The following is a 21,054-nucleotide window of genomic DNA, read 5'->3' as shown; positions in this document are numbered from 1 at the left end:
GTTTTTTCGGTAGCAGGGCTTCAGAAACGCCAGGTCATGTTGCCGGCCACGGCTGAATCCAGGCATTGTCGAACTGACCGGAAGTTCGAATGCCAGACGTGGATTTGGTCTCGTCCACCGGCATGTCTCCCAGCCAGACCTTGGCCCAGCTGACATTAATGTCGGTGACCTTGCTCAGAGCATAGGTGGCCGGCCGCAATGCGCCAGAATTCGCCCATGGGAACGGTAAAAGTTCGGTTTGCGTCCGAAACGGCGCTGCTGTCGTACGCCACAAGTACTGGAAGCGCTGGAAGGGCAGGCTTGATACGCAGGTATGGGGCGGCGAGCCCTGCTCGCCGCCCCAACGACTATTGCTTGCCGACAGCGGCCGCCAGCAGCGGCGCCATCTGTTCATCGGTCAGTGCCGCCTGGACCTCCATGGTCATGAGGTCGCTCCATTCCAGCACCCACTTCTGAATCGCTACCGGATCACTGGCCTCTGCCACGCCAAAACCGGTCGCGCCACCGACGGCGTGCCAGCGTCCCAGCATTTTGACGCCAGCGGGTGGAGCCCCCCCGGTCTTGAGGAAACGCTCGATCGCGCTGTTACGACTTGCCGAACTGATAGACCAACTGACTATGAATAACATTTGCCACCTCCTGCTACGGATTGGCACCTGTTGCTCTTCGCGCACCTGGCGGGTGCCGGGACCACGGTCACGCTTGAGTGTCCAGCTTTATCCCTGACTGGCTTGAAACCATTGCTCCCATGAGAAGGCATAGCAGCGGGCCAGACTCTGCGTATGACCGCTGATCCTGTTTCGTTGCATGGCAACGAATTTTGCAGGTGCGCACGGAAGGCAGCAGACCCGGCGATCAGGTTTGCGCAGGATGCGCGGCCATGCAGGGCATTCGCACGCAATAAATGCCAGGCAGGTTGGTAATGCCAGTCAGTTAAGCAGTTTCAGCAGCACGCATACCCTGTAGCAGCTGGCGAAGCCTGCGTTCGGTTCGGGCCGCGTTCGGACGCAGCAGTCGTAAAGTCAGATAATGCGGTGTGTCAGACCCACCGGGCACTCAGGTTTCACGACTGCTGCGTCCGAACGCGGCCCGAACCGAACGCAGGCTTCGCCAGCTGCTACAAGGATCGCGTTACGGCTTAACTGACTGGCATTAAGGCAGATTGGGGATTTGTCAGTGGAGTATTTCGTCTGTGACGGGGAATTCGAGGACGATGTTCAAGGGGCTGATTTCACGCATTGCGCAATAGGTCGTTGGCGTTGAGCAGCTCGTAGGCAATCTCCGGGCGCTTCTCCAGTGAGCGGCGAATCGCGGCCGGGATCGACTGACGGGTTTTGCGGCACAGCCCCGGTTGTTCGCCGAGGTTAATACCGATACCGCGCATGGTGCGTACTTCGTTGTAACTGGGGACGATGTCCACGCGGATGCCCAACTGCTCATACATCCGCCGTTGCAGACGTTCGAGGTCACTCAGGCTCTGGAGGTTTTCCAGGCGTTCGACCAGGCGCTTTTCCTCTGAACGGGTCAGAAACAGGATGCGCACGTCCGCACCCGGTGTTTCCAGCAACGGGTCACGCCCGCAGTCGCAGGCGCCGGGTGGGCAGGGTTGGCGGATCGGAGGCGTGGTGGTCATGGGGTTCAATCATAGAGTGCTGCAATCGGGTTTGCCCATAGGGTTTCTTGCCCTTCTGGCGAACGGGTCACGCCGGGTCTAGGCTTAAAAGTCGTGCACAGGCCAAGGAGCAGGATCAATGAACGCCAATGCGAGTGTTTTCTGCCTGTTGTTCACCCTTGCGCTGGCCCCGGGCGCTCGTGCCGACGATCCACCAACACCGGACGCCACCCCGACGATCAACCCGCAAGTGGTCGATAAACTCATCGATATGGGCACCTACCTACGCAGTCTGCCGACGTTTCAGGTCGACGCCGAAGTGTCCCGGGATACCGTTCTGGAGTCTGGCCAGAAGATCAAGACCGAGGCCTCTACTGTCTTGAAAGTGGTGGGTCGCGATCGGATGTATGCCAAGACGCAAGGCGATGTTCGAACGCGAGAGTTCTTCTACAACGGCAAGAAACTGACCCAGTACTCACCGTTTCTCAAGTACTACACCACCGTGGATGCGCCGCCCAACGTCTCCGATACGCTGCACTTGATAGAAAACCATTACGGGATTCAGGTGCCCATGGAGGACCTGTTTCTGTTTGGCAGCGACCAGGCGCAGATCGATGCGCTGAAAGAGGCGCTGTACGTCGGCCCGTCGACGATCAAGGGGCAACTGTGTGATCACCTGGCCTTTCGGCAGGAGGGCGTTGACTGGCAGTTGTGGATCACCCGATCCGACAAGCCACTGCCGTGCAAACTGGTGATCACCACCACCGATGAGCCGGGTTTTCCGGAATATAGCGCGGTGTATCGCTGGAACCTGAAGCCGGGCATCAAGGACTCGATCTTCACCTTCGCACCGGGTAAGGGCGATGTGGCGATTCCTTTGAAGAAAGCCAGTGATCAGGGAGGGGCATGACATGAACAGGACGATGTCGTGGAGCCTGTTGTTATCGCTCGTAACCACCTCGGTACTGACGCTGAGCCTGGTCACTTATGTGGATGCCCGACCCCAGCGCGCCCAAGGGCACGCCAGGGCATCGGTCAATCGTGCGCCACCGCCTACGGCCCAAAGGGCTCAGCGCATCAACACCGGCAATACTGCGCAACGAGCGACCCAGGCCAATACGGGGAATCGGGTCAATGCCGGCAACAGAGTCAATTCTGGAGATCGGGCCAATGCCGGCAACACGGTCAACTCTGGCAATCGGGCCAATACTGGCAACAGAGTCAATTCTGCAGATCGGGCCAATGCCGGTAACACAGTCAACTCTGGAAATCGGGCCAATGCCGGTAACACAGTCAACTCTGGAAATCGGGCCAATACCGGAAACACAGTCGGCAACCGAACCAACATCAACAACAGCACCCGTAACGTCAACATCGACAACAGCCGCGACGTGGATATCGACGTAGACGGGCAGGGCCGCTATGGCTACGACGATCACTACCATCCGATCGCCACGGCGGCAGCCGTCACCGCAACGGTCGCGGTGACAGCCGCGGTGGTCGGGTCGATCTTCACGCCAGCGCAATTGCCCCCCAGTTGCGTGCAAGTCATCCAGTACAACACGGCTTACATGCAGTGCGGTTCAACCTGGTATCAACCGCAGTATCAGGGCAGTGATGTGACTTATGTCGTGGTTAATGCGCCTTGAGTCGGGGTATCAGAGGTTGTGCCATGGGTGACAGGGCGCTCGACCCACAGGTCGTTTAGCAGAGGAGACGCAGCATGGACCGATTCACGGGGGGGTGCCTGTGTGGTGACGTCCGAATTGAAGCGTCGGGACTCCCGTATCGGGTCGGCCTTTGTCACTGTCTCGACTGCCGCAAGCATCATGGGGCGCTTTTTCATGCTTCCGCGATATTCCCTCAGAATGCGGTGACGATCGAGGGCGAAACACGCGACTACGCCGGGCGGTTTTTCTGTCCCCGCTGCGGCTCGTCGGTTTTTGCGCGCACCGACGACGAAATTGAAGTGAACCTGGGATCCCTGGATGCCCCTGACCAACTGATGCCAACCTACGAAAGCTGGATCGTGCGTCGCGAATCCTGGTTACCGCCGTTTCCATTCACCAGACGATACGAGCGCGATCGTGACGCCACGGGTCGCTTTGAGGAGTAGGTGCCGATGCTTGAACCGGACCCGGCCCGCTGACGATGTCGGGCTGGCCGCTCTATACTCGACGGCCCCATTACCACCTCAAGCAAGAGAACCCCATGTCAAACCACGACCTCACCTTCCTCCCCGACCCCGATCCGCAATCCATCTCCTCCGACGTCGCCGGTTTCGGCGGCCTGCTGGTCTCCACCCAGATTCCCACTCGCGCCGACGGCAGCCTGGAACTGGGCGACATCACCCTGCAAAGCGAATGCACCCTGCAGGCACTCAAGGTTGCGCTGGAACATGCCGGCAGTTCCATGGACCGGGTTCTGCATCTGACCATTTACCTTACCGACATGGCCGACCGCGCCGCCTTCAACGAGGTCTATCAGCGCTTCTTCGCCAAGCCATGGCCGGTTCGGGCCGCCGTTGGCGTGGCCTCCCTCGCGGTCGAAGGCATGCGCGTGGAAGTCACCGCGATGGCGGCCAAGGGCTGAGGCAGCAAGCCGAAGCATTTGCTTCGGCTTGCAAGGTTACAGCTCACGTTGCTGATCGTTCCCGCGCGCAGAGCGTGGGAACGATAATCCTTACGCAACCACCTGATAACACGGCACATACGCCGCGCCGCCCGGCAGTTTCATCCGGTGCTGGGCGACGAAGGCCTTGAGCAGTTGATCCAGCGGTTGCATCACCGCCGCATCGCCACGGATCTGGTACGGCCCGTGCTCTTCGATCAGGCGGATGCCCTTGTCCTTGACGTTGCCGGCGACGATGCCGGAGAACGCGCGGCGCAGGTTGGCGGCCAATTCGTGGGCCGGCAGGTTGCGGCTCAGTTTCAGGTTGGCCATGTTTTCGTGGGTCGGATCGAACGGACGCTGGAAGCCTTCGTCGATCTTTAGCAGCCAGTTGAAATGGAACGCGTCATTGCGCTCGCGGCGGAACTGTTTGACTGCCTTGAGGCCTTGAGTCATTTGACGCGCGACTTCTACCGGGTCGTCGATGATGATCTCGTAGTGTTGCTTCGCGGCTTCACCCAAGGTGGCGCCGACAAATGCATCCAGTTGCTCCAGATACGGCGCGGCATGTTTCGGTCCGGTGAGGACCACGGGGAAGGGCAGGCCTGCGTTGTCCGGGTGCATCAGGATGCCGAGCAGGTACAGGAACTCTTCGGCCGTGCCGGCGCCGCCCGGGAAAATGATGATGCCGTGGCCGACGCGGACGAAGGCTTCCAGACGTTTTTCGATGTCCGGCAGGATCACCAGTTCGTTGACGATCGGGTTCGGCGCTTCGGCGGCGATGATGCCCGGCTCGGTCAAACCGAGGTAGCGGCCGCCGTGGATACGCTGCTTGGCGTGGGCGATGGTCGCGCCTTTCATCGGGCCTTTCATCACGCCAGGACCGCAACCGGTGCAGATGTCGAGGCTGCGCAGGCCCAGTTCATGGCCGACTTTCTTGGTGTATTTGTATTCTTCGGTGTTGATCGAGTGACCGCCCCAGCACACCACGATCTTCGGCTCGACGCCGGGGCGCAAGGTGCGGGCGTTACGCAGCAGGTGGAATACGTAGTCGCTGATGCCCTGGGAGGTGCTCAGGTCGATGCGCTGGGCGTCGAGTTCGTTTTCGGTGTAGACGATGTCGCGCAGGGCGCTGAAGAGCATTTCCCGGGTGCTGGCGATCATTTCGCCGTCAACGAAGGCGTCGGCCGGGGCGTTCAGCAGTTCAAGGCGTACGCCACGGTCCTGCTGGTGAATGCGGATTTCGAAGTCCTTGTAGGCTTCGAGGATGGTTTTGGCGTTATCGACATGGGCGCCGGTATTGAGGATGGCCAGGGCGCACTGGCGGAATAAGGTGTAGGTGCTGCCGGATCCGGCTTCGCTCAGTTGCTGTACTTCACGTTGAGAAAGGGTTTCCAGGCTGCCTTTTGGGCTGACCGAGGCGTTGATTACTTGTCGTTGGGTCATTCAATGATCCTTAAAACGATGGCATTCATACAGGCAAATGGCATCCGAATAGTATGTATCCATGAAAGAAGATGGCACGAACTGCGCTGTATCGCCATTTCCCCGTTTGACGATGAAAAGATGAAAAGGAGCCTCAGCATAGCTAAATCCCCTGCAGAGGCGATAATGCCCCGCAGCCTTTTTACCCCATGCCCCCGAGGAACCCTGTCGCGATGTTCGAAATCCAGCCGCAGAACCCCGAACGTTATCGAAGCCAGACGCGACGCAGCACGATGATCATAGCCGTGATTTTCCTGGCCCTGGCGATGGTGTTGTCCACCGCGGCGGTGGCGCTGTTCGGTGAAGCCGACGGTGACAATCTGCGATTTAACGTCGGCGGCGTATTTGTAGCGGTGCTGCTGATGGCGGCGCTGATGCGCGGCACGTTCTGGACCCAGCCATGGATGGCCCCGGCGGTCTACGGCTGGCAGCTCAAGCGCAGCTTGATGAGCATCACCAACGTCATGCATCAGGTGACGGCGGCGGTGGAGAAGGAGGATCCGACGGCCATGAAGCTGCTGCGTTTCTACCATCTGGGGTTGAGCCAGATGCACGAGCTGGACGGCAACTCCAGTGACCACAGCCAATTGACCCGCGAGATGGATCAGCACAAGGCGCGGATGGAAGCGCTGGGCATCGACACCGAACAGACGCAATTGAATCCCGCCTGGATCGAGGCCGTGAAGCAGATGCCTCGGTAAGACCTCTGGGCAGAAACCTAATGCCGATCAGTTAAGCCATTTCAGCCGTAACGCAAACCCTGCAGCTGTCGAGCTTGCGAGGCTGCGTTCGGCTGCGCAGCAGTCGTAAAACCTGAGTGCGAGGTTTTTCTGAAACACCGCGTCGTCTGATTTCACGACTGCTGCGTCCGAACGCGGCCCGAACCGAACGCAGGCTTCGCCAGCTGCTACATGGATCGTGTTATGGCGCTTAAACTCGCAGACGCAGGGTTTCAAACAGTTCCCTGTCTTCCTTTTTGGCCGAACGGGCATGGCGCCGAATGACCTGCAACAGGCAGTCGGTAAAGCACAGCGCTGCATTGCTCAGGGAACCATTGCGGCGGGTCACGATACTCAGCTGCCTGGGTTCGAACTGCTCGGCCAGCTCCAGGGCAACCACTCGGCCGAGGAAGGGCGGGGCAACGCTCACGATGGACGGCCCCCAGGTGCACATGTCTGCCCGTTCGACCATCATCTGCAAGATGGCCAGCGAATGGGCCCGAACGATACGGTTCTCATCGATCTGCGCACCGTGTTTCCAGAACAGCGCCTGCATCAGCCCATCGTGTCCGTCCGGCGCGTAGTTCAGCGTCCAGTTCTGCTCCAGCAACTCATGGATTGACCGAGCGTCCTGCCGAGCATGGCCCTGACGGACCAGCACCGACGTCTGATAATCGAGCAAGGTTTCGCAGGCAAATTCCTGGGTTGATTGCGCCGGGTGCAGCTGGCCAATCGCAAAATCCATGCTGCCATCACGCAACAACGGCTGGGCCACGGCCATCAGGCTTTCGTACAGCTCCAGGCGGATTTCCGGCATTCGCTCGCGAAACGCCAGGACCACCTCGGGCAAGAAGGTCAGGGCGATCCAGGGCGTGACCCCGACACAGAGCCGCCCCTGGGCCTTGCCGCGCATGTGGTCGAGTTCGGTCTGTGCATGCTCCAGTTGCTTGATCACGAGCCGGGCGTGGGTCAGCAATACTTTTCCGTATTCCGTGAAGTTCAGGCCGCTGGGGGTTCGGGTGAACAGCGGTAATTGCTGACTGGTTTCCAGCTCGCGCAATGCTTTGGTCACGGCGGCCTGGGAGATGTCCAGTGAACGCGCAGCGGCGCGGATGCTGCCGGTTTCGGCGCTGGCAATCAGTGCTTGTAATTGATGGAGTTTCATCTGCTCACCCTGGTGACAACCTAGGGTTGTCATCATAACCAAACTGGGTCTCCCCAGCCCAGAGCCCGTTCCCTAAGATCCGACTCAGCAACCGCTCAGGTCTTATCGAGGAATACAACAATGATCGCCGACCCAGTCTTACCGGGTATTGCAGCCATCCAAGAGGAAATGATCGCGTTGCGCCATAGCCTCCACGCGCACCCCGAGTTGGGCTTTGAAGAATTCGCCACCAGTGAGCGGGTTGCAGAATGTTTGACGCAGTGGGGGTTTGAGGTCAGCACGGGTGTAGGCAAGACCGGCGTCGTAGGCACCCTGAAAAATGGCGAAGGACGGTCCATTGGTTTGCGCGCCGACATGGATGCACTGCCGATTCAGGAAACCACCGGTTTGCCCTATGCCAGCCGTATCGACGGCGTCATGCATGCCTGCGGCCACGACGGTCACACGGCAACGCTACTGGCGGCGGCTAAACACCTGGCACAGACCCGGGGGTTCAACGGCACTGTAAATCTGATTTTTCAACCGGCCGAAGAAGGGCTGGGTGGTGCCCGGAAAATGCTGGAGGAGGGCCTGCTCGAACGGTTCCCGTGTGATGCGATATTCGCCATGCACAACGTACCGGGTTATCCCGTCGGGCATCTGGGGTTCTACAGCGGCCCGTTCATGGCGTCTGCCGACACGGTGAACATCAAAATCATCGGCAACGGTGGTCATGGCGCGGTGCCGCACAAGGCCGTCGACCCGGTGGTGGTCTGCTCCTCGATCGTAATCGCCCTGCAAAGCATCGTCTCGCGCAACGTCAATCCGCAGGACATGGCGATCATCACGGTGGGCTCCATGCATGCCGGAAGCGCTTCGAACGTCATTCCGTCCAGCGCCGAGATGAGCCTGAGCGTGCGCGCACTGACGCCTGAGATTCGCCACTTGCTCGAAGTCAGGATTACCGAATTGGTCAACGGTCAGGCGGCCAGTTTTGGCGCCCGGGCCCACATCGATTATCAGCATTGTCATCCGGTGTTGATTAACCATCCCGAGCAAACCGCCTTTGCCCGCAAAATCGCCCGCGACTGGTTGGGAGAAGGGCAACTGATCGACGACCTGCGGCCCTTCACCGCCAGTGAGGACTTTGCCTTTGTCCTGGAAAAATGCCCCGGCAGTTACCTGGTGATCGGCAACGGCGAAGGGGATAGCGGGTGCCTGCTGCACAACCCCGGCTACGACTTCAATGATGCCTGCCTGCCGATCGGTGCGAGTTACTGGGTCAAGTTGGTCGAGGGTTTTCTGAGTTGAGACGCGTTTTTTCGAGCATTACGTCGGGTCTGAGAGGAAGAAAATAATGAACAAGATGATTGCGGCTGTTTCACTGGTGTTGTTGACGGCCTCTGGTCTGGTCGGCGCGGCCGACTGGTCTGGCAAAGTCCTGAAACTGGGAGTCGACCCCACGTACCCACCGCTGGAATACAAAAGCCAGGATGGCACGCTGACCGGCTTCGGGGTCGATATCGCCGAGGCGCTGTGTGCCGAGTTGAAGGCCCGCTGCATTTGGGTTGAAAGCAGCTGGGACGGCATGATCCCGGCGCTGCTGGCGCGCAAGTTCGATGCGGTGGCGTCCTCGATGACCGTGACGCCCAAGCGTCTGGAACAGATTTCGTTCACCGACAAGGTCTCCAATGCGCCGGCCCGGTTGGTCGTCAAGCGTGGATCGGGCCTGCTGCCCACCCTCGAATCGCTCAAGGGCAAACGCATTGGTGTGGAACAGGGTTCGACTCAGGAGGCGTTTGCCAAAGCCGTCTGGGGTTCGAAGGGCATAGACGTGCTCTCCTATCAAAATCAGGACCAGGTGTATGCGGACCTGGTGGTGGGCCGGCTCGATGCCTCGTTGCAGGGCTCCATCCAGGCAAGCTACGGATTCCTGAACACCGCGCAGGGCAAGGACTATGAATTTGCCGGCGGGACCCTGGATGACCCGGCCTTTTTCGGCGTCGGCGACGGCATCGGCGTGCGCAAGAGCGATGTCGAGTTACGCGAAGACTTGAACAAGGCCCTGGCGACGATTCTGGCCAACGGTACTTACGCACGGATCAATAAAAAGTACTTCGATTTCGACGTCTACGGCGCGAATTAATACCCCTTCGATACCTGAAGCAAAGAGATCGCCTGGCCAAACGACAGTCAGTTAAGCGTGACACCGAATCCGTGGCGAGGGAGCTTGCTCCCGTCAGACTGCGCAGCAGTCTCTTTTTGGGGCCGCTACGCGGCCCAGCGGGAGCAAGCTCCCTCGCCACAATTGCTCTATCCCTTCACCTCAACCTAATAAGAACAAGGAGAGTGAAATGCTTCTGGAAGGCTTTGGCCCGCAAATCCTGCTGGGCACCCTGGCCACCCTCAAACTGGCGTTATGGTCATTGTTGATCGCGGTCCTGGCCGGGCTGCTTGGCGCCAGTTCCAAGTTGTCCTCCAACCGTTTGTTGCGAGCGCTGGCCACCGGTTATACGACGGTGATTCGCAGCATGCCGGACCTGGTGATCATGCTGTTGCTGTTCTTCAGCCTGCAGATGTTGCTCAACCGGATGACCGATTGGCTGGGCATCGCTCAGATCGACATCGACCCGTTTCTGGCCGGTGTCATCACCCTGGCCTTCATTTACGGGGCTTACTTTACCGAGACGTTTCGCGGCGCCTTCCAGGCGGTCCCGGCTGGCCAGATCGAAGCGGCAAGGGCCTACGGCATGACCCGTGGCAAAACCTTTCGCAAAATCCTGTTCCCGCAAATGCTCCGTCACGCGCTGCCGGGCATTGGCAATAACTGGCAGGTGTTGATCAAGTCGACCGCGCTGGTGTCGATCATCGGCCTGACCGATGTCATCAAAGCCACGCAGGATGCGGGCAAGGGCTCCATGCAGTTCTTCTATTTCACGCTGGTCGGCGGTTTGATTTATCTCGCCATTACCACGGTGTCCAACGTTGTCTTGATGTGGCTTGAGCACCGCTACTCGGTGGGTGTCAGGAAGGCTGCGCTATGACCGGCATTCTCGAAAATTACTGGCAGGCGTATCTGTGGAGTGACGGGCCACACTTTTCCGGGCTGGCGGTGACCTTGTGGCTGCTCATTCTTTCGGTGGTGACGGGCTTCCTGCTCGCGGTGCCGTTGTCGATTGCCCGCGTCAGCCGCAACCCGCTGATCCGTCTGCCGGTCTGGTGCTACACCTACGTGTTTCGCGGCACCCCGTTGTACATCCAGCTGCTGTTTTTTTACACCGGGGTGTACAGCTTGCATGTGGTTCGATCCCAGGACTTTCTCAACGCGTTTTTCCGTGATGGGTTCAACTGCACGGTGCTGGCGTTCGGGCTCAATACCTGCGCCTACATGACCGAAATTTTCGCCGGTTCCATCCGGGCGACCGCCCATGGCGAAATCGAAGCCGCCAGCGCCTATGGGATGAGCCGGTTCACCCTCTATCGCCGGATCGTTTTGCCGTCGGCGTTGCGCCGGGCCCTGCCGTTTTTCAGCAATGAAGTGATTCTGATGCTGCATTCCACCTCGGTGGCGTTTACCGCGACAGTCCCCGATTTGCTGAAGATTGCCCGGGATGTCAATTCGGCGACCTATGCATCCTTTGCCGCGTTCGGGATCGCCGGAGTGTTGTATGCCGGCAGCGCGTTTTTCCTGATCTGGCTGTTTCATCGCGGTGAATTGCATTGGCTTGGCTACCTCAAACCGCGGACGCACTGACCCCTAACTGGACATGCTCGAATGTATAAATTGATCGTTGAAGATGTGCATAAAAACTACGGCAGCCATGAAGTCTTGAAGGGGGTCTCACTGAAGGCCAGGGCGGGTGACGTGATCAGCATCATCGGCTCTTCGGGGTCGGGAAAAAGTACCTTCTTGCGCTGCATCAACCATCTCGAACAACCGTCAGCCGGGCGCATCATCGTGAATGCCGAAGAGCTGCTCACCCGCAAGAATTCAAGGGGGGATTTGTGTGCGGTCGATCCCGCGCAGTTGCAGGTCATGCGCAGCAAGCTGTCGATGGTGTTCCAGCACTTCAATCTGTGGAGCCACATGACGGTGCTGGAAAACATCATCGAGTGCCCGATGAGCGTGCAGGGTGTCGGTCGGGCGGAGGCTCTGGAGCGGGCACGGCACTACCTCGCCAAGGTGGGCCTGCCGGCTAAGGTCGAGCCTCAGTATCCGGTCCAGCTGTCTGGTGGCCAGCAACAGCGCGTCGCCATCGCTCGTGCGCTGGCCATGGAACCGCAAGTGATGCTGTTCGACGAACCGACTTCCGCCCTGGACCCCGAGCTGGTGGGCGAGGTGCTCAAGGTCATGCAGCAGCTGGCCGAAGAGGGCCGGACAATGGTGGTGGTCACCCATGAAATGGCGTTTGCCCGGCAGGTGTCGAACCACGTCATGTTTTTGCATCAGGGACGGGTTGAAGAACAAGGGGCACCGTCTACTGTTCTGGATAGGCCTGGCAGCGAGCGGTTGCAGCAGTTTCTGGCGGGAAGTCTCAAGTAACGCAAAACCGCCGCCCGTTTGTCGAGTCAGCCGTGCGAGTACTTCTCGCGTAGATCTACCCTAACGGGTGTTTGATGAGGCATAGTCGCCTGACTCCAGGCGGCTCATACCCGCCAGGGTTTATAAAAAGGGCGAACGGGAAGATTCGCCATGGGGTCAGGATTCAGGGAGCGTCATGGGTCATCCGTCCGTTAAAGATCGAATTGAACAAGCCCGCCACGGCATTCCCTTGGTAGCCGAGCAGGTCGGGGTAACGCTCAAGGTTCGCTCTGCAGTGTTTCTGCTGGTCGCGGTTTGCCTGTCCATGACGGCTATCGTGATTTGGGAATCCTGGAACTCGCGCCAGTACCATCTGCACGACAAAGAAGTGGCGATGTCCAACCTTGCCCAGACCCTGGCCTCGCAAGCGCAGGCGTCGATCAAGCAAGCCGATACGCTGCTGTTGACCCTGGTGGATCGCCTCGAAAACGACGGCATCGACCAGGCCCGGCTACCCCGGCTGGAGCGTTTGCTCAAGGACCAGCGCAGTGAACTGAGCCAGATCCATGGCTTGTTTATCTATGACGAAGAAGGGCGCTGGATTGCCAACTCCAACGGCGCCGTCGTGCCGGATGCCAACAACGCCGATCGTGAGTATTTCATCTTCCATCGCAATCATTCCGACCGTGGCCCCCACATCGGCCCGTCGATCAAGAGTCGTTCGAGCGGTGAATGGATCATGACGGTGTCCCGCCGCGTCAATCATCCGGATGGCCGTTTTGCCGGCGTGGCGTTGGCAACGATTTATCTCAGCCATTTCCTCGGGCTCTACGACAGCATCGACATGGGCCGTAACGGGGTGATTAACCTGATCGCCGACGACGCCACCATCGTCGTCCGCCGGCCGTTCAAAGAAGCTGAAATCGGCATCAGCGTCGCCAAGGGACCGTTGTTTACGCAACTGTTGCCCAAGGGCAATTCAGGCACGGCAATAGTCCCCTCCTATGTGGATGGCGTCGAGCGTGTGGTCGGATTCCGAAGGGTCGAGGGTTATCCGCTGATCATCTTTGCTGCGCTGAATAAAGATGAAGTTCTGGCAGGTTGGCGTGAGGAGGCACTGCTGAGTGCCGGCATCGTCTCGTTGTTCCTGGGGTTTCTGGGCGTCCTCGGTTATCGCCTCATTCGCCTCATGAAGCAGCAGAATCACGTGCAGAGTGTATTGCTGGATGCGCAGGAAAAACTCATCGAGGTCAACCGAAGTCTTGAGTTGCTGGCGCTGGAGGACGCACTGACCGGGCTTTCCAACCGGCGTCAGTTCGATCTGTTCATTCTCGCCGAAATGGGCCGCGCCAGGCGCAACCAGACCCACCTCGCGCTGCTGATGATCGATGTCGATCACTTCAAAAGCTTCAATGATCTTTACGGCCATGTGGCCGGTGATGAGTGTTTGCGCAACATCAGCACGATCATCAGGGACAACATCAAGCGCCCCGGCGACCTGGCTGCCCGCTATGGCGGCGAAGAGTTTGCGGTGGTACTGCCCGGGACGGACTATGTGGGGGCGTTTCTGGTGGCGGAAAAAATCCGTCGCGCGGTTCAGCAGGCCGGCATCCAACACAGTGAAGGGGCTGAAGGCACGGTGACGGTCAGCCTGGGGGTCGCCGCTTACGATCCGGCGTCACAAGCCCAGCCCAACGACCTGGTGGGGGCCGCCGACAAGGCGCTATACGTGGCCAAGGTCAGCGGCCGGAACATGAGCGTCATTGCCAACTGAATTCAAACAAACCGGTCACTGCCCTGAACCAGCTTGGTGGACAGGTACGATTGCTTGAGTTTTTCCAGCCACCAGCCCAGGGCGCGGCCGTCGTGATCGCCACGCCAGCCGACATACAAGATATTCGGCTCACGTGGGTCGGCCATCTGTTTTTCAACCAGCGTGCCGTTTTTCAGTAACGAGCCGACCCGATGCTTCGGTAACCAACCTACGCCCAATCCGTCGCACTGGGCGAGGATCTTGGCGCGCATGGTCGGCACGGCGAGCACCGGTTGGCCACCGGAGACGCCGTAGGTGCTGCCCTCGGTCACTCTGGACGAATCGGCCACGACAATCGCCCGGTGCTGCGCAACCATGGCGCGTGAAATCGGCTCTTGGGCCTTGGCCAGCGGGTGCTTGGGCGAAACCGCGAACACCCATTCCATTTCCCCCAGTTGCATCCAGCGCAAGGAAGGGATCGCCGGTGGCTCGTTGGTGGCGCCGATGATCAAGTCTGCGCGGCCTTCTCGCAGGGCTTCCCAAACACCTTTCAGGACTTCCTGAGTGATGCGCAACGGCACGCCGGACTCTAGCGCGTCGAACTCGTGAATCACCGGGATCAACGCTTCGAATTCGAGCAACTCATCGGTAACGATCCATAGCCGGCTCTCCCAGCCATTGGCCACTTGCTGCACCCGCTGGGTCAGCCGCGAGACGTCCTGCATCAGTCGCGCCGCCTCGTTCACCAGCAACTCACCCGCCGGGGTCAGCTGCAAGCGGTAGCGACGGCGGTCGAACAGCAAGGCGTCAAAGCGTTCCTCCAGTTGCCGCGCCGCGTAGGACACCGTCGAGGGCGCCTTGCCCAAGTGGGCCGCGGCCCGTGACAGGCTGCCGGTTTCCCGGATGGCTTCCAGCAAGGTGAGATCTTCAATCGATAGCATGGGCGGAATCCTTGAGTCGGGTTCAGGTGGCTCGACGTAACCTCCACAACCTGATCAACCTAAAGTAGACCAGCACGTTGATCGTCAGCACCACGCTGCCCAGTCCCAGCTGAATCGCCGGTGTCAGGCCCGCCGGGTAAATGACCGGCCACACGTACTGTTCAATGAAACCGCCGCTATAGCCGGTTTGCCCGGCCGCGTCGCGCATGAGGTTTTCCCACTGAGTCAGCGGGCAGCTCAGGTGGAAGACTTCCACCGACACGCCCCACGCAGCCGCGGGCAGGTGCCACCAGACCAGGGGGCGCCATTTGAGCACCAGCAGCCCGCCGAACAGCACGAACAGAATGAACAACAGATGAAACAGGACCAGCCCGTCGGCGGCGATTCGATAGAGCATGTCGACTCCCTGACGCGTTATGCCAATCGTTCCATGGTACTCGGGCGGGTTGCTCGCGCTCTATCGATTGTTTGCGGTTCAGCGCTGCGAGCACGCCCTTCGTCAATCGCGAAAATCAGCCAACTCCGCACGCATCCTGCCGTTGTGCTTGGCTCTGTAGAGCAACTTGTCGACCTGTTCGACGAATTCCAGCGCCGTCGCGTGCAACGGTGCAGTGGTGGTGCCGACACCCAGGCTCAGGCTCAGCAGCGTTGATACCGCGGAAAACTCGTGGGGGATTTGCTGCTGGCGAATCAGCTGCAGGCATTTGTGCGCCACCAGCCTTGCGGATTCGGCATCGGTTTCCGGCAGCAGCCAGACGAACTCTTCACCGCCGATCCGCGCGATGAAATCCCGTGGCCGATTGGCCGCCAGAGACAAGGTCTGAGCGACGCGCCGCAAGCATTCGTCACCCTTGATGTGCCCGTAGTGGTCGTTGAATTGTTTGAAGTAATCAATATCCAGAATCAGCAGCGACAGCGCTGATCCCGTGCGTTGCGCGCTGCTCCATTCACGCTCCAGCACGGTGTCGAACATGCGCCGGTTGGCGATGCCGGTCAGCCCATCCTGGAATGAATATTCTTCGAGTTGCTTTTGCAGGCGACTCAGGTGTTCCTCGGTTTTCTTGCGCTCGCTGATGTCGAACATGAAACCCACCAGCGCTTCCACTTCACCGTCCTTGCGCACCACGTGCACCACATCGCGAATCCACACATAGTCGCCATTGTGGGTGAGTGCCCGATAGTCCGCCTCGTGATCCACACCCGCCCGCGATTGCGACACGCAGAACTCCACCACGTAGTCGCGATCATCCGGGTGCATGCGCTCGACCCAGTCATTGACCCCCACCCAACTGTCCTGTTTCCAGCCCAGCAAACGCTCGATCTGCGGACCGATGTAGCTGAAGGTCATGGTCTTCCAGTCGATTCGCCATGGAATCGCTTTGGTCGACTCAAGCAGGGTTTTGTAGACGTCGCTGTCGGTTTCGATTGAGCTCATGAAGGGCCTGGCCTCAAGGAGAAATGCAGTGCCATCATGTTGCTACTACTGTGGTGAATCAAGCGTGCAGCCGATGAATGGAACAAGTTCGCGGCACAAGTGCGCAAGATTGTTCAAGCCAGCGGCCGCGACTGCTGGCACAGTCTGAGGTCTTTCCCTGGTTGTAGAGCGTTATGTCCAATTCACTCATGCCGCGCAGTGCCTTTCTTCGCGGCGCTGCGGCGATCATGCCGTTGTCCCTGGCCACCGCGCCCTGGGGACTGCTGGCCGGTTCCATGGCCATCGAGGCCAATCTCACGCCCCTGCAAGGCCAGGGGTTGTCGGGCATCGTGTTTGCCGGGGCGGCGCAACTGGTGGCGATCGGCATGCTCAAGGGCGGTGCCGGGATCTTTTCGATTCTGCTGACCACGCTGCTGCTGACCTCCCAGCATTTGCTCTACGGGATGAGCCTGCGTTCGGTGATTTCGCCGTTGCCGGGTCGCTGGCGTGTGGGACTCGGTTTTTTGCTCACCGATGAGCTGTTCGCCCTGACTAGTCAGCATGACAAACAACAGTTCAACCGCTGGTACGCGTTGGGTGTCGGCCTGACGTTTTACATCGCCTGGAACCTCTTCACCCTGGCCGGCATCGTGCTGGGCAGCAGCATTCCAGGGCTGGAACATCTGGGGCTGGATTTCTCCATCGCGGCGACTTTTATCGCCCTGATCACCCCGGTGGTGCGTAACGTGCCGACCGTGGTGTGCGTGGCGGTTTCGCTGTTCTGCTCGGTGCTATTCAGCTACTGGCAATGGGGCTCGGCGCTGGTGCTGTCGGGGCTGGCGGGCATGACCGCAGGCTTTATCTGCAACAAATTCTACGGTGGACGCACATGATGGTCTGGGCGGTTATTTTTGGCATGGGGCTATTGGTGTTCCTCAACCGCTATGTGTTTCTGGAGCCGCGGCTGCCCTTGCGCTTGAGCAGTAATGCGCGGCAGTTCCTGGGTTTTGCGGTGCCGGGCATGCTGACGGCGATCTGTGGGCCGATCGTGTTCATGCCGGACAAGCAGCTGAATCTGCAGTGGGACAACCCGTACTTGATCAGTTCGCTGGTGGCGGTGGGGCTGGTGCTTTACACCCGCAATACCTTGCTCAGCATGTTGTTGAGCATGGGGTTTTTCTTTTTGCTGCGTTGGTGGCTCTAAGTCGTTCCCGTCGAAACTGTTCTACGCTTAATGGAGATCCCTTCAGGAAGAGAGGTGAGCATGGCAAATGATCCAAAGCGTCCGGACCCGGATGAAGAGGTGGATGAACCCACGGAAGAGGAGATCGAGCGGCAGCGGCGTTCGACGCCGGACTGGAAGCACCCCGACGACGGTAAAGAGTTGTCAGATCGCGACCAGGAGCGTCCGCTGAAGCCTTGACCGATTTGCACATACAAAAAAGCCCCGCTATCAAGCGTAATGCTGTTCACTTAAGCGGAGCAGCCTTACGGTCCACTGGAAACCGGGTCTTTGAGATCTTCACCGTCCTTGGCCTCGAAGGCCTGGGGCGGTGGTCCAGAAACAATCCTCCGATACCTGCCCTCAACTCTGCCAATCGTCTCCCGGTCGCTGAAACCGGGTTAGCCGCTGCCATGACGATCAGTTGGACTGCGATGTACTGGCAGGCCGGTTTGAAACGGATGTCCGATGGCGCTCGACCAAACGCCACCGCCGCCTGACTGGCTTCCCGACGAATTACGTTGTAAGCCAGCAAGAGTCCCCATACCTCCTGATAGACCAGATCGACTTTTTTGCTGCGCAAGGTCACTGCGTTCTGTTGCATCGAGCTCTTGATGTCCCTGAAGCCCAATTCAATTTCCCAGCGCTCCTGATAAAGCCTGGCAACCGCCTTGGTGTTGTAGGTATCGGCCGGCAACGACGTCATGACGGTTTTTAGCTTGCCTTGAATTTCATAGCTGACTTCGCGGGCTTCCCAGTGCGTTGGAAGAGTCGGAATGCGCTTTCTAGCCTGCGGCGAGACTTTCATGCGCACCAAACGGTCGTGCTGGCCGTAACGGGCCACTTCCTCACAGACCATGCCTTTTTTGGCCGGGATCAACCAATGACGGTTGATCCCGGCTTTGCTCAGGCTCGACAGCATTTCAGCCCCCCAGAACCCTTTATCGAACAGCGTCACCGAGTGGTTGGGGATCTGTTGCAGGAACTCATCGGCCAAGCGCATTTCACTGCGCCGGTAGGGACTCAATTGCGCATCCAGAATCAAGTGCGAGCGTACATTCATCAACGCCACAAGACGCATCATGGGAAACGGTGTCTGGCGGTCGGTCGAAGTATTTCCCGAGCCGAAGTGATCCCGAAGCTCGGGCGTATCCGCAGTGCGCAAGAGCGCACCGTCTACCGCGAACACCTGCAGATCGTGCCAGGCGTCACCGCTATAGCGCTCTGCACCCCATTGGGTACCCGTCTTGCGGAACAACCACTCAACAGGATCGGCGCCGAGCCGCTTTCGAGCTTCGGTTACACCGCTACGGGCCAACAGGTGGTCGGAGGCCAGGCCTTGGGCGCAAATGTTCAAGCGTCTGGCCACCTCGTGAACGGGTTCGTCACGAAACAGCGCCATGCCGAGCACCAGCCAAAGCACCTGGTCAGCAGGCAAGCGACGTCGGCGAATGGTGGCCTGACTGGAAAGATCCAGCGCAGAGGCTACCCACTCAATGGGGATGTTTTGGGTAAAGGTGCTCAGGTCGCAGAAGTTGAAAAGGTCGCCGAGGTCGAGCAGGTCCTGTTGAACAGACATAAAAAATCCGATGCCAGAGGTCTGGCATCGGATTTTCGGATAAGCCCAGCTAGGACTCAAATGCTTAAGTGAACAGCATTACGCTATCAAGCGGGGCTTTTCGTTGGGCGATTATTAAATCAGATCGAATGCGTTTATGTCTGTATTGATACGTTCAGGGTGTTTTATCAATCAGTGCCGCGCCTTGATTTCTTGAATTGCCCACCGCTTTGCCCACCTTGTACCACTCGAAAACCTCGCTGACTTCACCCTGCAACAGCGCCATCTGCTCAGCGCGTTCTTTAGGTGTGGCCGGGTCAAGCCATTCCCGCGCCAATTGCGCAGACAGCACCACGGGGCGCCGGTCATGAATGTCGAGCATGCCGCCCGCACTGTCGGCGGTGATGATCACAAAACCGTCGTCGGCCCGCGGCTCACCACTCGCGCCGGGAAACTGTCCGATCGCCGCGCATAAAATCGGCGCCCGGTCCCGTCGGCGGATGAGCCACGGTTGCCTCGTCGAATCCCCGGCGTCGACCCATTCGAACCAGTTGTCGATCGGCACGATTGCGCGGTGCGGCCAGATCGCCCGGAAGAACGGGCCGTGGGCGACTTTTTCGACCCGTGCATTGATCGGTGCCGCCCGATCCTTCGCCCAGTGCGGCCGCCATCCCCAGCGCTGAAAGTCGGCGTGCAAGCCGTTGCTCTCCAGATGCAGGAGGGCGAGTTGCGTGGTGGGCGCCGCGTTGTAGCGGGCCAGCGGTTCATCACCGACGTGGTTGATCAACGCGTCGGGGATGCTCAGCACCGCGACAAAATCGTGAATGCCACGGTACTGCGACAGGCGTCCGCACATAGGCTGATTCTCTGATTGAAGAGCTCCGGTTGAAGAGCTCTGATTGAAGAGCGCTGGCTGGAGATTTCAGCTTAGTTGCTCAGGTCATGCCATTTCATTCCGGTGAAGGCGTCCTCCGAGCGGAAGGGGTTGTCGAGCAACAGCACGTGCGGTCGCTAGCGATTGCGGAGTAAACGTGCAGCTTTGCGTCATCGCCGGGTCGCTTCTTGCCCGGATTTCTGCACGCCGGTCGAGGTGCTTTGCAGCCTCTCGATGAACCGTAGCGCGGCGGGCGCCATGGCCTGACCCGTGCGGGTGATCAGGCCGATAGAGCGTGTGATGCCCGGATGATCCACCGGCACTTTGACCAGGTCATCGCGCCCGTCGTCCGCCGACTCAGGCAGCAGGCTCATGCCCAGCCCCTGACGCACCAGCGCCAGCACCGTCGACATGTAATTGGCTTCCAGTCCCGGCGACAACGGCAGTTGTGCGTCGGCGAACAGTTGCTCGACCAATTCGCGCACGCTGCTGTCGCGCCCGGTCAGGATGATCGGTTGACCCGTCAGCTCGCCCAAGGTGACTGAGCATCGCTTGGCCAGCGGGTGATCGACAGGGATGAACAGACATAGCCGATCTTCCATGACCACCTGAAATTCCAGCCCATGGCTCATTCGTGCCCGGACGCCGAGGCCAAAATCCACCTCGCCATCGCGTACCAGCGCGTCGATGCGTTGGGCGACGACGTCCCGCAGGCGAACTTCCACGCCCGGAAACTGCTCGCGAAACTGCTTCAGAAGCGGTGGCAGGGTTGAGGCGCACAGCGAGGGCAGGGCGGCGATGGTCACGACGCCGCGGCGCAACGACGCCAGGTCCCGCGAGGCGGTGACGATGTTTTCAAGGTCCAGCAGCAACTTCTCCATCGGCAGCAATGCACTTTGCCCGGCGCTGGTGAGGCCGACGTGGCGTGGGCTGCGTTCGAGCAGAGCGACGCCGAGCCAATCCTCCAGTTGTTGAATTTGCACGGTCAACGCCGAAGGCGAGAGGTTCACCGCCACCGCCGCCCTGGAAAAACTGCCGGTTTGTGCGACGGCCAGAAAGGCGCGGATGTGTTGGATCGAGTTCTTCATTTTGTTTTTCCGAATGCTGGCTGCCGAACATTTCAATTTACAAAGATTACCTGCAATTCCAATACTCGGTGAAAACAACAACAGCGCGTCTCTTCGCCCAGGCGATCAGAGA

Annotated in this window: 24 protein-coding genes and 1 pseudogene; 14 read left to right on the top strand and 11 right to left on the bottom strand. The window is 59.3% G+C overall.

What is annotated here, in order from left to right; genetic code table 11:
• Positions 1 to 20 precede the first annotated feature (20 nt).
• From ACYZTW_RS20545 to ACYZTW_RS20535, 3 genes and pseudogenes are all read right to left on the bottom strand, one after another.
• A pseudogene (locus tag ACYZTW_RS20545) lies at positions 21 to 272 on the bottom strand (outer membrane protein transport protein); the annotation flags it as partial.
• Positions 273 to 347: 75 nt separating this feature from the next.
• Positions 348 to 629 (bottom strand): DUF3303 domain-containing protein, encoded by a 282-nt coding sequence (locus tag ACYZTW_RS20540; RefSeq protein WP_462001549.1) that lies wholly within the window; start codon positions 627 to 629, stop codon positions 348 to 350.
• Positions 630 to 1,231: 602 nt separating this feature from the next.
• Positions 1,232 to 1,633 carry a hypothetical protein gene (locus ACYZTW_RS20535; RefSeq protein WP_462001548.1) on the bottom strand — a complete coding sequence of 134 codons (402 nt, stop codon included), beginning with the start codon at positions 1,631 to 1,633 and terminating at the stop codon, positions 1,232 to 1,234.
• Positions 1,634 to 1,751: 118 nt separating this feature from the next.
• Here ACYZTW_RS20535 and ACYZTW_RS20530 point away from each other — a divergent pair, with 118 nt between their 5' ends.
• The 4 genes from ACYZTW_RS20530 to ACYZTW_RS20515 all read left to right on the top strand — a co-directional run bounded on the left by ACYZTW_RS20530 (position 1,752) and on the right by ACYZTW_RS20515 (position 4,204).
• The gene (locus ACYZTW_RS20530) at positions 1,752 to 2,522 is read left to right on the top strand and encodes a DUF2092 domain-containing protein (protein WP_462001547.1); all 771 of its coding nucleotides are present in this window, start codon (positions 1,752 to 1,754) and stop codon (positions 2,520 to 2,522) included.
• Between the two features lies 1 nt (position 2,523).
• Positions 2,524 to 3,261, top strand: a complete 738-nt coding sequence (locus ACYZTW_RS20525) for a hypothetical protein (RefSeq protein WP_462001546.1) — start codon at positions 2,524 to 2,526, stop codon at positions 3,259 to 3,261.
• A 74-nt stretch (positions 3,262 to 3,335) separates the two neighbouring features.
• A complete protein-coding gene (locus tag ACYZTW_RS20520; protein WP_462001545.1) occupies positions 3,336 to 3,728 on the top strand; it encodes a GFA family protein in 393 nt (130 codons plus the stop codon).
• A gap of 95 nt (positions 3,729 to 3,823) precedes the next feature.
• Positions 3,824 to 4,204, top strand: coding sequence for a RidA family protein (locus ACYZTW_RS20515; RefSeq protein ID WP_462001544.1), 381 nt, complete (start codon positions 3,824 to 3,826; stop codon positions 4,202 to 4,204).
• Between the two features lie 90 nt (positions 4,205 to 4,294).
• Here the strand turns inward: ACYZTW_RS20515 and ppnN are convergent, their stop codons facing one another.
• Positions 4,295 to 5,668: a nucleotide 5'-monophosphate nucleosidase PpnN gene (gene ppnN / locus ACYZTW_RS20510; protein WP_462001543.1), complete on the bottom strand. Its 1,374-nt coding sequence runs from the start codon at positions 5,666 to 5,668 to the stop codon at positions 4,295 to 4,297.
• 212 nt (positions 5,669 to 5,880) lie between these two features.
• Between ppnN and ACYZTW_RS20505 the strand changes: the two genes are divergently transcribed.
• Positions 5,881 to 6,408, top strand: coding sequence for a DUF3087 domain-containing protein (locus tag ACYZTW_RS20505; RefSeq protein ID WP_462001542.1), 528 nt, complete (start codon positions 5,881 to 5,883; stop codon positions 6,406 to 6,408).
• 229 nt (positions 6,409 to 6,637) lie between these two features.
• On the opposite strand, the gene ACYZTW_RS20500 is transcribed toward ACYZTW_RS20505, so the two are convergent.
• Positions 6,638 to 7,627, bottom strand: a complete 990-nt coding sequence (locus ACYZTW_RS20500) for a LysR family transcriptional regulator (RefSeq protein WP_185752768.1) — start codon at positions 7,625 to 7,627, stop codon at positions 6,638 to 6,640.
• Positions 7,628 to 7,711: 84 nt separating this feature from the next.
• Between ACYZTW_RS20500 and ACYZTW_RS20495 the strand changes: the two genes are divergently transcribed.
• The 6 genes from ACYZTW_RS20495 (at position 7,712) to ACYZTW_RS20470 (ending at position 13,866) form a co-directional block, all read left to right on the top strand.
• A complete protein-coding gene (locus ACYZTW_RS20495) occupies positions 7,712 to 8,881 on the top strand; it encodes a M20 aminoacylase family protein (RefSeq protein ID WP_462001541.1) in 1,170 nt (389 codons plus the stop codon).
• A gap of 46 nt (positions 8,882 to 8,927) precedes the next feature.
• On the top strand, positions 8,928 to 9,716 hold the full coding sequence (locus ACYZTW_RS20490; protein WP_462001540.1) for an ABC transporter substrate-binding protein: 789 nt from the start codon (positions 8,928 to 8,930) through the stop codon (positions 9,714 to 9,716).
• 208 nt (positions 9,717 to 9,924) lie between these two features.
• A complete protein-coding gene (locus ACYZTW_RS20485; protein WP_462001539.1) occupies positions 9,925 to 10,614 on the top strand; it encodes an ABC transporter permease in 690 nt (229 codons plus the stop codon).
• Positions 10,611 to 11,324, top strand: a complete 714-nt coding sequence (locus tag ACYZTW_RS20480; protein WP_462001538.1) for an ABC transporter permease — start codon at positions 10,611 to 10,613, stop codon at positions 11,322 to 11,324. The genes ACYZTW_RS20485 and ACYZTW_RS20480 overlap by 4 nt, the downstream gene beginning before the upstream one ends.
• Positions 11,325 to 11,345: 21 nt before the next feature.
• Positions 11,346 to 12,113, top strand: a complete 768-nt coding sequence (locus ACYZTW_RS20475; protein ID WP_462001537.1) for an ABC transporter ATP-binding protein — start codon at positions 11,346 to 11,348, stop codon at positions 12,111 to 12,113.
• A 175-nt stretch (positions 12,114 to 12,288) separates the two neighbouring features.
• Positions 12,289 to 13,866 (top strand): sensor domain-containing diguanylate cyclase, encoded by a 1,578-nt coding sequence (locus ACYZTW_RS20470; RefSeq protein ID WP_462001536.1) that lies wholly within the window; start codon positions 12,289 to 12,291, stop codon positions 13,864 to 13,866.
• A 2-nt stretch (positions 13,867 to 13,868) separates the two neighbouring features.
• Here ACYZTW_RS20470 and ACYZTW_RS20465 read toward each other — a convergent pair whose 3' ends face one another.
• The 3 genes from ACYZTW_RS20465 to ACYZTW_RS20455 form a co-directional block, all read right to left on the bottom strand.
• On the bottom strand, positions 13,869 to 14,786 hold the full coding sequence (locus tag ACYZTW_RS20465) for a LysR family transcriptional regulator (protein ID WP_462001535.1): 918 nt from the start codon (positions 14,784 to 14,786) through the stop codon (positions 13,869 to 13,871).
• A gap of 22 nt (positions 14,787 to 14,808) precedes the next feature.
• Positions 14,809 to 15,183, bottom strand: a complete 375-nt coding sequence (locus tag ACYZTW_RS20460) for a DUF2784 domain-containing protein (RefSeq protein WP_462001534.1) — start codon at positions 15,181 to 15,183, stop codon at positions 14,809 to 14,811.
• A 102-nt stretch (positions 15,184 to 15,285) separates the two neighbouring features.
• A complete protein-coding gene (locus ACYZTW_RS20455) occupies positions 15,286 to 16,221 on the bottom strand; it encodes a diguanylate cyclase (protein WP_462001533.1) in 936 nt (311 codons plus the stop codon).
• Positions 16,222 to 16,394: 173 nt separating this feature from the next.
• Between ACYZTW_RS20455 and ACYZTW_RS20450 the strand changes: the two genes are divergently transcribed.
• From ACYZTW_RS20450 to ACYZTW_RS20440, 3 genes are read left to right on the top strand one after another with little or no spacing between them, the layout of a single operon-like run.
• Entirely contained in the window at positions 16,395 to 17,093 is a 699-nt protein-coding gene (locus tag ACYZTW_RS20450) for an AzlC family ABC transporter permease (RefSeq protein ID WP_462001532.1), read from the top strand.
• The gene (locus tag ACYZTW_RS20445; RefSeq protein ID WP_415773983.1) at positions 17,093 to 17,404 is read left to right on the top strand and encodes an AzlD domain-containing protein; all 312 of its coding nucleotides are present in this window, start codon (positions 17,093 to 17,095) and stop codon (positions 17,402 to 17,404) included. The genes ACYZTW_RS20450 and ACYZTW_RS20445 overlap by 1 nt, the downstream gene beginning before the upstream one ends.
• Before the next feature lie 60 nt (positions 17,405 to 17,464).
• The gene (locus tag ACYZTW_RS20440; RefSeq protein WP_462001531.1) at positions 17,465 to 17,623 is read left to right on the top strand and encodes a hypothetical protein; all 159 of its coding nucleotides are present in this window, start codon (positions 17,465 to 17,467) and stop codon (positions 17,621 to 17,623) included.
• 46 nt (positions 17,624 to 17,669) lie between these two features.
• Here ACYZTW_RS20440 and ACYZTW_RS20435 read toward each other — a convergent pair whose 3' ends face one another.
• The 3 genes from ACYZTW_RS20435 to ACYZTW_RS20425 form a co-directional block, all read right to left on the bottom strand.
• Positions 17,670 to 19,001 (bottom strand): IS4 family transposase, encoded by a 1,332-nt coding sequence (locus tag ACYZTW_RS20435; RefSeq protein ID WP_462000820.1) that lies wholly within the window; start codon positions 18,999 to 19,001, stop codon positions 17,670 to 17,672.
• Positions 19,002 to 19,155: 154 nt separating this feature from the next.
• Positions 19,156 to 19,836, bottom strand: a complete 681-nt coding sequence (locus ACYZTW_RS20430; protein ID WP_462001530.1) for an SOS response-associated peptidase — start codon at positions 19,834 to 19,836, stop codon at positions 19,156 to 19,158.
• A 188-nt stretch (positions 19,837 to 20,024) separates the two neighbouring features.
• On the bottom strand, positions 20,025 to 20,942 hold the full coding sequence (locus ACYZTW_RS20425; protein ID WP_462001529.1) for a LysR family transcriptional regulator: 918 nt from the start codon (positions 20,940 to 20,942) through the stop codon (positions 20,025 to 20,027).
• Positions 20,943 to 21,054: the final 112 nt, after the last annotated feature.

It is taken from the genome of Pseudomonas sp. LB3P25 (assembly GCF_054897985.1).
This window is presented reverse-complemented; position numbering and strand designations above follow the sequence as displayed.

Excerpts from the sequence above, each read along its gene's own strand:
- ACYZTW_RS20540 (WP_462001549.1), bottom strand. The coding sequence starts at position 629 with ATGTTATTCATAGTCAGTTGGTCTATCAGTTCGGCAAGTCGTAACAGC.
- ACYZTW_RS20515 (WP_462001544.1), top strand. The coding sequence starts at position 3,824 with ATGTCAAACCACGACCTCACCTTCCTCCCCGACCCCGATCCGCAATCC.
- ACYZTW_RS20500 (WP_185752768.1), bottom strand. The coding sequence starts at position 7,627 with ATGATGACAACCCTAGGTTGTCACCAGGGTGAGCAGATGAAACTCCAT.
- ACYZTW_RS20460 (WP_462001534.1), bottom strand. The coding sequence starts at position 15,183 with ATGCTCTATCGAATCGCCGCCGACGGGCTGGTCCTGTTTCATCTGTTG.
- ACYZTW_RS20520 (WP_462001545.1), top strand. The coding sequence starts at position 3,336 with ATGGACCGATTCACGGGGGGGTGCCTGTGTGGTGACGTCCGAATTGAA.
- ACYZTW_RS20475 (WP_462001537.1), top strand. The coding sequence starts at position 11,346 with ATGTATAAATTGATCGTTGAAGATGTGCATAAAAACTACGGCAGCCAT.
- ACYZTW_RS20470 (WP_462001536.1), top strand. The coding sequence starts at position 12,289 with ATGGGTCATCCGTCCGTTAAAGATCGAATTGAACAAGCCCGCCACGGC.
- ACYZTW_RS20485 (WP_462001539.1), top strand. The coding sequence starts at position 9,925 with ATGCTTCTGGAAGGCTTTGGCCCGCAAATCCTGCTGGGCACCCTGGCC.
- ACYZTW_RS20450 (WP_462001532.1), top strand. The coding sequence starts at position 16,395 with ATGTCCAATTCACTCATGCCGCGCAGTGCCTTTCTTCGCGGCGCTGCG.
- ACYZTW_RS20465 (WP_462001535.1), bottom strand. The coding sequence starts at position 14,786 with ATGCTATCGATTGAAGATCTCACCTTGCTGGAAGCCATCCGGGAAACC.
- ACYZTW_RS20490 (WP_462001540.1), top strand. The coding sequence starts at position 8,928 with ATGAACAAGATGATTGCGGCTGTTTCACTGGTGTTGTTGACGGCCTCT.
- ACYZTW_RS20480 (WP_462001538.1), top strand. The coding sequence starts at position 10,611 with ATGACCGGCATTCTCGAAAATTACTGGCAGGCGTATCTGTGGAGTGAC.
- ACYZTW_RS20535 (WP_462001548.1), bottom strand. The coding sequence starts at position 1,633 with ATGACCACCACGCCTCCGATCCGCCAACCCTGCCCACCCGGCGCCTGC.
- ACYZTW_RS20425 (WP_462001529.1), bottom strand. The coding sequence starts at position 20,942 with ATGAAGAACTCGATCCAACACATCCGCGCCTTTCTGGCCGTCGCACAA.
- ACYZTW_RS20445 (WP_415773983.1), top strand. The coding sequence starts at position 17,093 with ATGGTCTGGGCGGTTATTTTTGGCATGGGGCTATTGGTGTTCCTCAAC.
- ACYZTW_RS20495 (WP_462001541.1), top strand. The coding sequence starts at position 7,712 with ATGATCGCCGACCCAGTCTTACCGGGTATTGCAGCCATCCAAGAGGAA.
- ACYZTW_RS20525 (WP_462001546.1), top strand. The coding sequence starts at position 2,524 with ATGAACAGGACGATGTCGTGGAGCCTGTTGTTATCGCTCGTAACCACC.
- ACYZTW_RS20430 (WP_462001530.1), bottom strand. The coding sequence starts at position 19,836 with ATGTGCGGACGCCTGTCGCAGTACCGTGGCATTCACGATTTTGTCGCG.
- ACYZTW_RS20455 (WP_462001533.1), bottom strand. The coding sequence starts at position 16,221 with ATGAGCTCAATCGAAACCGACAGCGACGTCTACAAAACCCTGCTTGAG.
- ACYZTW_RS20435 (WP_462000820.1), bottom strand. The coding sequence starts at position 19,001 with ATGTCTGTTCAACAGGACCTGCTCGACCTCGGCGACCTTTTCAACTTC.
- ACYZTW_RS20530 (WP_462001547.1), top strand. The coding sequence starts at position 1,752 with ATGAACGCCAATGCGAGTGTTTTCTGCCTGTTGTTCACCCTTGCGCTG.
- ACYZTW_RS20505 (WP_462001542.1), top strand. The coding sequence starts at position 5,881 with ATGTTCGAAATCCAGCCGCAGAACCCCGAACGTTATCGAAGCCAGACG.
- ACYZTW_RS20440 (WP_462001531.1), top strand. The coding sequence starts at position 17,465 with ATGGCAAATGATCCAAAGCGTCCGGACCCGGATGAAGAGGTGGATGAA.
- ppnN (WP_462001543.1), bottom strand. The coding sequence starts at position 5,668 with ATGACCCAACGACAAGTAATCAACGCCTCGGTCAGCCCAAAAGGCAGC.